Annotated in this window: 9 protein-coding genes and 1 riboswitch; of the genes, 6 read left to right on the forward strand and 3 right to left on the reverse strand. The window is 66.8% G+C overall.

The genetic code is table 11. From position 1 onward, the window contains the following. Positions 1 to 72 precede the first annotated feature (72 nt). From Q0W90_RS11170 to metE, 4 genes are all read left to right on the forward strand, one after another. Positions 73 to 1,353 carry a TetR/AcrR family transcriptional regulator gene (locus Q0W90_RS11170; RefSeq protein ID WP_297592185.1) on the forward strand — a complete coding sequence of 427 codons (1,281 nt, stop codon included), beginning with the start codon at positions 73 to 75 and terminating at the stop codon, positions 1,351 to 1,353. A 77-nt stretch (positions 1,354 to 1,430) separates the two neighbouring features. Further along, positions 1,431 to 2,273 carry an SDR family oxidoreductase gene (locus Q0W90_RS11175; protein WP_297592183.1) on the forward strand — a complete coding sequence of 281 codons (843 nt, stop codon included), beginning with the start codon at positions 1,431 to 1,433 and terminating at the stop codon, positions 2,271 to 2,273. Between the two features lie 88 nt (positions 2,274 to 2,361). Further along, positions 2,362 to 3,003, forward strand: a complete 642-nt coding sequence (locus Q0W90_RS11180; protein WP_297698272.1) for an SDR family oxidoreductase — start codon at positions 2,362 to 2,364, stop codon at positions 3,001 to 3,003. A 47-nt stretch (positions 3,004 to 3,050) separates the two neighbouring features. Next, positions 3,051 to 3,267, forward strand: a riboswitch (cobalamin riboswitch). Between the two features lie 140 nt (positions 3,268 to 3,407). After that, positions 3,408 to 5,678 carry a 5-methyltetrahydropteroyltriglutamate--homocysteine S-methyltransferase gene (gene metE / locus Q0W90_RS11185; RefSeq protein ID WP_297774554.1) on the forward strand — a complete coding sequence of 757 codons (2,271 nt, stop codon included), beginning with the start codon at positions 3,408 to 3,410 and terminating at the stop codon, positions 5,676 to 5,678. Positions 5,679 to 5,748: 70 nt separating this feature from the next. Here the strand turns inward: metE and Q0W90_RS11190 are convergent, their stop codons facing one another. Together Q0W90_RS11190 and Q0W90_RS11195 are read right to left on the reverse strand one after the other, a co-directional pair. Then, positions 5,749 to 7,473 carry a DUF3556 domain-containing protein gene (locus Q0W90_RS11190; protein WP_297774556.1) on the reverse strand — a complete coding sequence of 575 codons (1,725 nt, stop codon included), beginning with the start codon at positions 7,471 to 7,473 and terminating at the stop codon, positions 5,749 to 5,751. A 118-nt stretch (positions 7,474 to 7,591) separates the two neighbouring features. Further along, on the reverse strand, positions 7,592 to 8,296 hold the full coding sequence (locus Q0W90_RS11195; protein WP_297774558.1) for a TrkA family potassium uptake protein: 705 nt from the start codon (positions 8,294 to 8,296) through the stop codon (positions 7,592 to 7,594). A gap of 117 nt (positions 8,297 to 8,413) precedes the next feature. Here Q0W90_RS11195 and Q0W90_RS11200 point away from each other — a divergent pair, with 117 nt between their 5' ends. Next, positions 8,414 to 9,910 carry a potassium/proton antiporter gene (locus Q0W90_RS11200; protein ID WP_297597311.1) on the forward strand — a complete coding sequence of 499 codons (1,497 nt, stop codon included), beginning with the start codon at positions 8,414 to 8,416 and terminating at the stop codon, positions 9,908 to 9,910. Between the two features lie 105 nt (positions 9,911 to 10,015). Then, entirely contained in the window at positions 10,016 to 11,395 is a 1,380-nt protein-coding gene (locus tag Q0W90_RS11205) for an FAD-dependent oxidoreductase (protein ID WP_297597313.1), read from the forward strand. A 62-nt stretch (positions 11,396 to 11,457) separates the two neighbouring features. Here Q0W90_RS11205 and Q0W90_RS11210 read toward each other — a convergent pair. Then, a partial coding sequence (locus tag Q0W90_RS11210) for a DoxX family protein (RefSeq protein ID WP_297774560.1) occupies positions 11,458 to 11,913 on the reverse strand: 456 nt, incomplete at its 5' end.

The raw sequence follows: 11,913 nt of genomic DNA on the forward strand, positions 1-11,913 counted from the left end.
TTGGTTCGGCACGAGAGGACGAATGCGCATGTTCGCCAAGTCGCAGCCGTCCGGATCCGCACACCGCTGATCATGGCGAAGGCCGAGTCATTGCGGGCCAGCGGCACAACCGATTCTCCGACGCGCCGGGCCGAGATCCTGGCAACCGCGGCGTCGCTCATCGCGTCCTCGGGATTGCGGACGTCGCTCCAAGAGATCGCCGATGCCGCAGGCATTCTTCCCGGCAGCTTGTATCACCATTTCGAGTCCAAAGAAGCGATCCTCGTCGAGCTGATCCGGCGCTATCAAGACGATCTGGAGCGTATCGGGCGGTCCGCCCAGGCGAAATTGGACAAACCAGACTCCCGTCCGGTCGCCGAACAGATCATCGAGCTGGGATCGGCGATCGCCAATTGCGCCGTCGAACATCGCGCCGCCTTGCAGATGTCGTTCTACGAGGGGCCCAGCACGGATCCGGAGCTGATCAAGCTGACGCAGCAGCGGCCGGTGGCGATTCAGGAGGCGATGCTGCACACGCTGCGCGCCGGCCGGTGGAGCGGCTACATCAAACCCGACATCGACCTACCCACGTTGGCCGACCGCATCTGCCAAACCATGCTGCAGGTCGGCCTCGATGTCATGCGCCACAAGTCTCCCGCCGACCAGGTGGCTGGGCTGCTCTGCCGAATCATTCTGCACGGGTTGGCAACTCGGCCACCGACCGACTCGGCGCTGGACCGGTCGATGGCGTTGGCCGCCGCCAACGACGTCATCGCCACCTGGTCCGACGACAGCGACGCCGACCCCGGCGACAAGGCCGCGCTGGTGCGCGCGGTGGCGCGAACGGAATTCGGCCGCAGAGGATATGAAGTCACCACCATCAGGGACATCGCCTCGGCGGCGGGGCTTGGCACCGGAACGGTCTATCGCGTGATCGGATCCAAGGACGAACTGCTCGCCTCGATCATGGAATCCTTCGGCAAGAAGGTGGAGGCGGGCTGGGTCAGCGTCCTGCGCTCGGATGCCACCGCTATCGAAAAGCTGGACGCGCTGAGCTGGGTCAACGTCAATGCGCTCGACCGGTTTTCCGACGAGTTCAGGATCCAGCTCGCCTGGATGCGCCAATCGCCCCCGGACACGCCCAACCCGGGCTGGCTGTACGCCACACGGCTGCGGCAAATGAAAACGCTTCTTTCCGAGGGGATCCGGTCGGGGGAAATCGGCGTCGACGCGCCCTCCACCGCGATGTTGTCGCGCTGCGTGGTCGGCCTGCAGTGGATACCCGAGAACATCCTTCAGGACGTCGGCAAGCGCGCGGGATTGGTGCACGCGCGGGACACCGTTCTGCGCGGTGTCGCGGTCCGCGACAGGTAGGTATTGAACCAAATAACTGTTCTACATACAGTAGGGCAGTTAGAACCGGGTTAGCAGTTACCGAGAAGGGGATTTCCATGACCATTGTCGATCGCTTGCGCTATGACGGCAAGCGCGCTCTCGTTGTCGGTGGTGCCACCGGCATGGGCGCCGCCGCGGCCAAGTCAGCGGCGGAGCTGGGTGCAGAAGTCATCGTGATGGACTACGCGCCGGTGGACTACAAGGTCGCCCAGTCCATCCAGGTGGACCTGCGCGACCCCTCCTCGATCGACGCCGCGCTCGAGCAGCTGGACGGCCCCATCCACGCCGTGTTCTCCGCGGCCGGCGTCGCCGACGGAACGATCGAACTGATGAAGATCAACTTCATCGGCCACCGCCACCTCATCGATCGCCTGGTGGAGAAGGACCAGCTTCCGAACGGCTCGGCGATCTGCTTCATCTCCTCGGTCGCCGGCATGGGCTGGGAGAACGACCTGGACCTGATGCTTGAGTTCCTGGCCACGCCGGACTTCGCGGCGGCCGAGGCGTGGTGCGAGGCGCACGAGGCCGAAGGGATCAACCACTACGGCACCAGCAAGAAGGTGATCAACACCTACGTGGCCACCCAGGGCTACCCGCTGGCGAAGAAGGGGATTCGCATCAACGCGATCTGCCCGGGGCCCACCGACACCCCGCTGGCCCAAGCCAACGCGGACCTGTGGCTCAGCTTCGCCCAGGATTACCGCGACGAGACGGGCTCGAAGGTGCACACGCCCGAGCAGATGGGCGACGTGATGACGTTCCTCAACAGCGAGGCGGCCTGCGGCATCAGCGGGATCACACTCCTGGTGGATTCCGGACACACCATGGCCTCGATGACCGGTGCGTACGCGCCGGGCAAGCCGATCATCGACATCATCATGGGCAAGGTGAAGCTCTAACCACTCGCCGCGAGACTGCAACTGCTGACGGCGCTACTCGGCGTTTGCGTCGGTAGTTGCAGTCTCGCGGTGAAGTACCTTCGGAGGCATGACACGCATCGTCGTCATCGGCGGCCACGGCAAGGTCGCCCTGCACCTGGCCCGCATCCTGACCGAACGCGGCGACGAGGTGAGCTCGGTCTTTCGCAACCCGGATCACTCCGACGATGTCGCCGCCACCGGCGCCCAACCGGTGGTGGCCGACATCGAGCGGCTCGACACCGACGCGCTGGCCGGCGTGCTGGCCGGGCATGACGCGGTCGTCTTCTCCGCCGGGGCGGGTGGCGGCAACCCGGCACGGACCTATGCCGTCGACCGCGACGCGGCGACCCGGGTGATCGATGCCGCCGCCCAAGCCGGCGTCAAGCGGTTCGTGATGGTGTCCTACTTCGGCGCCGGTCCCGATCATGGTGTGCCACAAGACGATCCGTTCTTCGCCTACGCGGAGGCCAAGGCGGCCGCGGACGCGCATCTGCGCGCCAGCGACCTGGACTGGACGGTGCTGGGGCCGGGCCGGCTCACCCTCGAGCCGGCAACCGGGCGGATCGCCGTGGACCAGGCCAAGGGTCAAGTGTCGCGTGCCGACGTCGCGCACGTCGCCGCCGCCGCGCTGACGGACGACTCCACCATCGGCCGCACCATCGACTTCAACAGCGGTGACGTCCCGATTGCCCAGGCACTGGCTCGCTGACCCCGTCACCAGCGGGGTAGGCTGCGCTACGCAGCTGGTCTGCCGTCGCCGCACGACGCGGCGTCGGCATCGAGCGAGACATGTCAGCCATGCTTCGCAAGAGGGAACCCGGTGAGAGCCCGGGACTGTCCCGCAGCGGTATGCAGGAACGACCGCCGTCACGAGCACTGGTCTTACCAAAAGACTGGGAAGCGACGGCCATTAGGAGCACCACCCGGTGCGCGCTTGCGAGTCCGAAGACCTGCCAGCTGTGCCGGACGCGCCGCGTCCGGCGGGCTCATCGCCTCGTGGAATGGGCGTTCGACCGTAATCGTTGAGGTTTGTGTGCCGGTGGCGCACCCCCCGAGATGGTTCGGCCTCGCGTCCGCCGGCGGTGACCAGACCGTTGATTAAAGGACGAAAACGTGACCTCTCAACCATTCACCGCCACGGTTACCGGCTCGCCGCGCATCGGCCCGAAGCGCGAACTCAAGCGCGCCACCGAGGGCTACTGGGCCGGCCGCACCAGCAGATCGGAGCTGGAGTCCATCGCCGCGACACTGCGCCGCGACACCTGGGCTCACCTGGCGGCCGCCGGCCTGGACTCGGTGCCGGTGAACACCTTCTCCTACTACGACCAGATGCTGGACACCGCGGTGATGCTCGACGCGCTGCCGGCCCGTGCCACGCAGGTGCCCGACGACCTCGACCGCTACTTCGCCGCCGCGCGTGGCAATTCCGACGTCGCGCCACTGGAAATGACCAAGTGGTTCGACACCAACTACCACTACATCGTTCCCGAGATCGCCCCCACCACGAAGTTCGCACTGAACCCGGACAAGGTGCTCTCGGAGCTGAAAGAGGCCCTGGGACAGGGTATTCCCGCGCGGCCGGTCCTCATTGGGCCGGTGACCTTCCTGCTGCTCAGCAAGGGCGTCGACGGCGCGGGCGCACCCGTCGAGCGACTCGAAGAACTGGTCCCCGTCTACTCCGAGCTGTTGTCGCTGCTCGCCGACAACGGTGCGCAGTGGGTGCAGCTCGACGAGCCGGCGCTGGTGACCGACGTCTCCCCCGACGCGCCCGCGTTGGCCGAGGCGGTCTACAACAAGCTGGGCGCGGTGAGCAACCGGCCGTCCATCTACGTCGCCACCTACTTCGGTGACCCCGGTGCGGCGCTGGCCGGACTCGCCCGCACACCCGTCGAGGCGATCGGCGTCGACCTGGTCTATGGAGCCGACACCGCCGTCGCCGCGGTGCCCGAACTGGCCGGCAAGATTCTGGTGGCCGGTGTCGTGGACGGACGCAACGTCTGGCGCACCGACCTGGAGGCGGCGCTGGGCAAGCTGGCCCCCCTGCTGGGTTCCACTGCCGGCGTTGCCGTCTCGACGTCGTGCTCCACGCTGCACGTGCCGTACTCGTTGGAGCCGGAGACCGAACTGGACGACGCGCTGCGCAGCTGGCTGGCCTTCGGACAGGAGAAGGTCGCCGAGGTCGTGGCGCTCGCCCGCGCCCTGCGCGAAGGGCGCGACGCCGTCGCCGACGACATCGCGGCCTCCAACGCCGCGGTGGCCTCCCGCAAGAGCGACCCGCGCCTGCACGACAACCGCATCCGGGCCCGCATCGACTCGATCGTGGCGTCCGGCGCGCACCGGGGCGACGCGGCTGCGCGCCGCGCCAGCCAGGACGCGCGGCTGCAGCTGCCGCCGCTGCCGACCACCACGATCGGGTCGTTTCCGCAGACCGTCCAGATCCGCAAGGCCCGCGCCGCGCTGGTCGCCGGCGAGATCGACGAGGCCGAGTACGAAAAGCGGATGAAGCAGGAGATCGCCGACGTCATCACGCTGCAGGAGAGCCTTGGGATCGACGTGCTGGTGCACGGCGAGCCGGAGCGCAACGACATGGTGCAGTACTTCGCCGAGCAGCTCGACGGCTTCTTCGCCACCAAGAACGGCTGGGTGCAGTCCTACGGCAGTCGCTGCGTGCGTCCGCCGATCCTCTACGGTGACGTGATCCGCCGGCACCCGATGACGGTGGAGTGGGCCAAGTACGCGCAGTCGCTGACCGACAAGCCGGTCAAGGGCATGCTGACCGGTCCGGTCACGATCCTGGCGTGGTCGTTCGTGCGCGACGACCAGCCCCTGGCCGACACCGCCAACCAGGTGGCGCTCGCCATTCGTGACGAGACCGTGGACCTGCAGGCCGCCGGCATCGCGGTCATCCAGGTCGACGAACCGGCGCTGCGTGAGCTGCTGCCGCTGCGTCGCGCCGACCAGGACGACTACTTGCGTTGGGCCGTGGGGTCTTTCCGGTTGGCCACGGCCGGTGTCGCGGACTCCACGCAGATCCACACCCACCTGTGCTACTCGGAATTCGGTGACGTGATCGGTGCGATCGCCGATCTGGACGCCGACGTGACGTCGATCGAGGCGGCGCGCTCGCACATGGAGGTGCTCGACGACCTCAACTCGATCGGCTTCTCCAACAGCGTCGGCCCGGGCGTCTACGACATCCACTCGCCTCGGGTGCCGAGCACCGAGGAGATGGCCGAGTCGCTGCGCGCCGCGCTGCGGGCCGTTCCGGCGGAACGGCTCTGGGTCAACCCCGACTGTGGGTTGAAGACCCGCAACTCCGACGAGGTGAGCGCGTCGCTGAAGAACATGGTCGCCGCCGCCCAGGAAGTGCGAGCCGGAGCCTAGCGTTTCGCTCGCGGGTGTAACGCCACGGCGATTTTCGGCGGGAAATGTCGCCGTGGCGTTACACCCGGGGTTAGTCCGACACCACCTCGACCGGAACGTCGTCGGCCCAGGGCTGCCGGGTGACCATGTCCGCGACCCGGACGATGCCGCGCTCGAATTCACCGGTCGCCGCGTCGACCAATCGATACGCCTGCGTCTGCTTGTGAATCGGCTGCGCGTCGAGCAGCACGACGCGGACCTCGCCCGGCTCGAAGCGGCAGCGCTCCTGCAGCGCGGCGATCAGTTGCTCGTTGTGCATGTGGCCGTCGCCGAAATTCCAGCCGATCGCGGTGCTGCAGATCCGCTCGCCGTCGGTGAGGACATAGTCGTCCTCGTTCTGTCCCGCCATGGCGCGATGCGCCAGCGTGAACAGCGCCCGGCCGTGAGTGTTGAAGCCGCGGAACGCATATCCCATGTAGAGCGGGATCTGCGCCGCCTCCGGGCTGCCGTAGAACCGTTCCAGCTGGGCCTGCGGCATGCTGGCGATCGCCACGATGCCTCGGCCGATCTTGTCGTTGGCCGATCCCTTGATGCACCACAACGTGGTGTCCCAGTTGCCGGCGTAGTAACGCATCCCGGGCAAAAACGAGATCTTGCGCGGAAACATGTTGCCCAGCAGGACAATTCCCGCAATGACGACAAACAGGATCGCCACCACCACCGGGTGCTTCAGGTCCGCGAGTCCGATGTGGGTGTGCGCGACGAACAACGACAACACCCCGAAGATCATGAATACGTTCCACTCCAGCGGCACGCCCATCGGGATCGAGACGAGGATCCCCAAGTGGAAGCACACCATGACGACGGCGGCCACCGTGACGGGCCAGCCGCCGTGACAAAAGAACAGCGGTAACGGCACGAGCATCTCGATGACCGTGCTCAGGTGCGCCAGCCACCGCGACAGCCGCCCGGGCCGCAGATCATCCGGGAACTTCTCAAAGAAGCGCCGTTTCAGCCAGCGGGGCCGCACCAGTGGGTTGTTGGACATCATCGTGGAGATGACGAACGGAAAGTGTTTGTTGAGCTTGGATGTCGCCGCGCCCACCCAGATCACCAGGAAAACGACCTTGGACCCGACGATCATGTCGGGCGCCGCGAACAGGAACGTCACCGCCATGGTCGCATAGACCTCACCACGCGCCGCCAAAAAGATCACCTTGTCGCGCAGACCGACCACCACCAGAAGCAGCAGGATCAGCACGATCTTCCATTCGGGCAACAGCCCGACCGTCGTACCCAACTCGGGGATCGGTCCGGTGCCGTCCGCGAACAGCGCCGCCAGCGTCACCAGAAGAAACAGCGCGTACAGGGCGACGTCGATCGGCTTACGTTTGGTGCCCTTGGTCAGCGGTACGCGGTCCGGCCACGGTGGCAGCCGAATGGTGCCGAAGCGCATCCAGTACAGAACCGAGCCCATCGGCGGGAAGAACCGGTTGTTCAGCGGCCCGAAGCCGCAACCCAAACCGATCACCTCGAACAGCATCGTGTAGAGGACGACCTTCTCGAACACGATCGGCTCCGACCACCACGACGCGACATGGGTGAACCCGCCGAGACCTCGCGTGGCCGAGGCGAACAGCCACGCGCCAAGGATGTAGAGCAGGATTTTGACGACGTAGAACAGGTGCAGTACGACAGGCGTGCCGAAGCCGACCTCGGCCCAGTGCTTGGCCATCGGGCGGATCTTGTCGCTGCGGCTGCCCTTGTTCCATTCGGCCATGTCGAGCTGCGGTAGCTCCGGCTTCAGAAATCCCATGGTTCCACAGACTAGAACGTGTTCTAGGCCGCTGGCATGCGTTGGGGCCGAACTCTGCCGGCGGGTTTCTCACCGGATACCGACGATTGCCTGGTACGTGCCGGGGACCGGTGCGCCCTCACGTCGACAGCCGGGATTTGACGGGGTGCACCGGACAGTGCGGGGCGCCGTGCATGATGATGGCGCGGATCTGATTCTCGGCTGTGCTGCTTGCGACGAACAACATTTCGTCGCCGGCCTCGAGCACGTCGTCGGGCCGCGGCAAGATGACGTCAGCGCCGCGCAGCACGGTGATCAATGCGGCGTTCTCCGGCAGGGACAGGTCACAAACCCGCTGGCCGACTAGCGGGTTGTCCACCGGCAGTGTCAGTTTCGACAGGTTGACTTGACCATGCGCAAGGCCCATCAACTGGACGAGGTGGCCGACATCGATGGCCCCCTCGACTCCGGCCACCATGGCGCGAGGTGTGGAGACCGCCACGTCGATGCCCCACGCGTCGCTGAACAGCCACTCGTTTCTCAAGTCGTTGACGCGGGCCACGACTCTGGCCACCCCGAACTCGGTCTTGGCCAGCAGCGCCGCCGCGAGGTTCACTTTGTCATCGCCGGTGGCCGCGATGACGACATCGCACAGCTGCAGTCCGGACTCTTGGAGCGAAGCCAGCTCACACGCGTCGGCGAGTAGCCACTCCGCCTCGGGCGCCGTGTGCGGCGCGTAGTGGTCGACGTTGCGCTCGATCAGCAAGACCCGGTGACCGGCCTCGAGTAGCTCGCGCGCGACCGACCGACCGACCGCGCCCGCGCCGGCAATCCCGATACGCACGTCCACTCTCCTGACAGCCGTTCAGCATGTACCCCAGCTAGTCATTAGTGTTACTACTGATTCACTCGCACACAACCCGACTTTGCTGACCGAGCCGCGACCCGAACGGCGATGAAAATGACCTTGCAGCAGCTGTACGTGACGCTGCTGGTCGGGGGCCTCGTGCTGCTGGGCAGCATCATCGCGACCCGGGCGGCCGCCAAAGTGGGGTTGCCCAGCCTGCTGCTGTTCCTGGCGGTCGGCGTCGCCCTCGGCAACGACGGGCTGGGGCTGGAATTCAACGACGTTCAACTCTCCAGCGACCTCGGCACGACGGCACTGGCCGTCATTCTGGTCGAGGGCGGCCTGACGACGCGGTTTGCCGATATACGCAAGCTGCTGGCGCCCGCGGGTGTTCTGGCCACGGTCGGAGTGGGCGTGAGCATGGTGATCACGGCCGCGGGCGCGCACCTGCTGCTCGGCATCAACTGGCAACTCTCATTGCTGCTCGGCGCCATCGTGTCGCCCACCGATGCTGCCGCGGTGTTCTCGGTCCTGCGTATCCTGCCGTTGCCCAGGCGCGTCGCCGGGCTTCTCGAGGCCGAGTCCGGATTCAACGACGCGCCCGCCGCCATCCTCGTGCTCATGTTCAGCACGACACCGCTGACCCTTGCGCCGGGAACCGCCGCGACCAACGTGGTGTACGAGCTGGTTGTCGGCGTTGCGGTCGGATTGTTCGGCGGGCTGCTCGGCGCATTCGCCATGCGCCGAGCGGCGCTACCGGCCTCCGGGCTGTATCCGCTGGCGACGTTTGCGCTGGGCATGGTGGCGTTCGCGGCGGCGGCCAGCGCTCACGCCAGCGGGTTCATCGCCGCGTATCTGTCCGCTGTGGTGCTGGCGAACTCCGGGTTGCCCCATCGCTCGGCCACCCGGTCCTTCGCGGAAGGGCTCGGCTGGCTCGCCCAGATCGGGTTGTTCGTCCTCCTCGGCCTGTTGGTGAGCCCGAGCCAGTTGGGCGGCGAACTGATACCGGCGATCGTCATCGGCGCGGTGCTGCTGTTGCTCGGTCGGCCGCTCTCGGTGCTGATCTCACTCGCCCCGTTTGGGGTGCCGTTGCGCGAGCAGGTGTTCCTCTCGTGGGCCGGCCTGCGTGGCGCGGTCCCGATTGTGCTGGCAACCTTTCCCATCGTCGGAGGTGTTGCGGACAGCTATCGGCTGCTCAATATCGTGTTCATTCTGGTCGTGGTCTTCACCCTGATCCAGGGTCCCGGATTAAGCTTGCTCGCCCACAAGCTCGGGTTGATCTCTGGCGAAGCCACTCGCGAGATCCAGGTGGAGGCGGCTCCCCTGGACGTATTGGAGGCAGAGCTGCTGACGATGACGGTGTCTCCGCCATCCCGGCTGCACAACGTCTCGGTGCTCGAATTGCGGCTGCCGGACCCCAGTGTCATCACCCTGATCATCCGGAAGGGCCGCACGTTCGTGCCCCAGCCCCACACCCGTATCCAGGCCGGCGACGAACTGCTCATCGTCACCACACCCAAAACGCGTGCCCCCACCGAGCGCAGACTCCGTGCCGTAAGTCGCCGCGGCAAACTGGCGCACTGGTTCGACGAGTATGGCGAACCGGACTGATCTGGACGGTGCACCGCGAACGCACATCAATCGGGTCAACCCGGCGCCGCCGGCACCCGGTCGGTGTAGTTTGCTGCTGGGGTGGACTAGGTTGAGGAGCCAGCCATGTCTGAGGTCGATCATTGCGTGGTCGGAGCGGGATTCGCGGGCCTGACGGCCGCGTTGCGGCTCACCCGGGCGGGCCAGTCGGTGGCCTTACTGGAGGCGCGTGACCGGGTCGGTGGCCGCACCTTCACCGAGACCCGCCCGAACGGGACGTGGATCGATCGCGGCGGCGCGTGGATCGGCCCGGGCCAGGACCGGATCTACGCGCTGATGAACGAGTTCGGCGTGCCGGAGTACAAGCAGCACAACGACGGCGACGCCATGATGATCGTCGGCGGCAAGAAGCATCGTTACGGCGGCACCATCCCCTGGACGATGAGCCCGTGGGCCGTCACCAACCTTGGCCTCGGCTTGATGTCGTTCGAGCGAATGTGCAAATCGATCCCGCGCGAAGCCCCTTGGGAGGCAAAGGAAGCCGCCGAGTGGGACCGGATCAGCCTAGGCGCGTGGATCGAGAAGAACACGATGTCGAGGCAAGCCCGCGAGATGCTCGACATGGCCCTGGCCGGTCTGTACACGTCGGCGGGGTCGGAGACGTCGTTGCTGTGGGCGTTGCTGCAGACGGGATCCGCCGGCGGCCCGACCTTCGCCATTTCCGGCAAGGGCGGCTCCCAGGACGCCCGCCCCGTCGGCGGGATGGGCGCCATCTACCGCCAGATCGCCGCCGAGCTCGGCGATGCGGTGCACCTGTCGCAGCCCGTCCGGCAGATCACCCAGGATGCCGAGGGCGTCACCGTCAGCGCGGACGGCATGACGGTGCGGGCGCGGCGGGCGATCGTCGCGATCCCGCTGGCGATCGCCACCTCGATCGTCTACGAGCCGGCGCTGCCGGTGGATCGAGCCTTTCTGCACCAGCGGATGCCGAGCGGCGCCGTCGTCAAGATCTCGGTCGTCTACGACGAGCCCTTCTGGCGCGCCGACGGGTTGTCCGGCCAGTCGGCCGCGCCGGGATCCCCGGCCACCCTGACCATCGACGCCTGCACGGACACCGGAAACCCCGGGGTCATGTGCGTCATCAGCGAGGGACCCGCGGCACGACGACTGGGCAGGCTCGACGAGGCCGAGCGCAAGGCGGTGATCATCGGCGAGCTCGTTGATCGCTTCGGGAGCAAGGCGAACGATCACCGCGAATTCCACGAGCAGAACTGGACGGTGGAGCGCTATTCCGGCGGCGGCATGATCAGCCACGCCCCCACCGGCGTGCTGACCGAGTTCGGTTACACCCTGCGCGAACCCTGCGGCCGCATCCACTGGGCCGGCACCGAGAGCTCGGCCGTCATGTGCGGGTGGGTCGACGGTGCGATTCGCTCGGGCGAGCGCGCCGCGGCCGAAGTGACCGCCGCCGAGACGGCGGCCGTCGCGGCCTCGAGCGTCGACTAATGGGCGCAGCGCCCGCGTTTCGCCCCGGCAACCCGACGTAGGGCCAGTGCGGCGGCTAAGAGCTAACCGGCTTGCTTGGCCGGCGGCCGGTAGAAGATCACCAACTGACCGATGGCCCCGGCCAGGCCGAGCACCACCGAGATCAGCAGACCCTGCCAACCGTCCATCCAGTTCTTCCCGAAGACCACGTAGTCCAGGCTGAACCTCCCGGCGCCCAGCGTGGCCACGACCACCGCGCTGACCGCCAGCACCAGGTTGTATTCCCAGCCCTCTTTGACGATGAAGAAGCCGTTGGCGCGGTGCACCGTCCAGGCCGCGACCAGCATCAACGAGACGAACCCCGCCGCCGGGATCGGGGTGAGCAGCCCGACGGCCAGGCCCAGGCCGGCGGCCATTTCCGTGCTCGCCGCCACGGTGGCATGGAATTTCCCGGGCTTCATGCCGATGCTCTCGAACCAGCGCGCCGTGCCCGGGATGCGGCCGCCGCCGAAGAACTTGTTGTAGCCATGCGCGGCCAA

It is taken from the genome of Mycobacterium sp. (genome assembly GCF_025933915.1).
In the GTDB taxonomy this organism is placed as follows: Bacteria; Actinomycetota; Actinomycetes; order Mycobacteriales; family Mycobacteriaceae; genus Mycobacterium.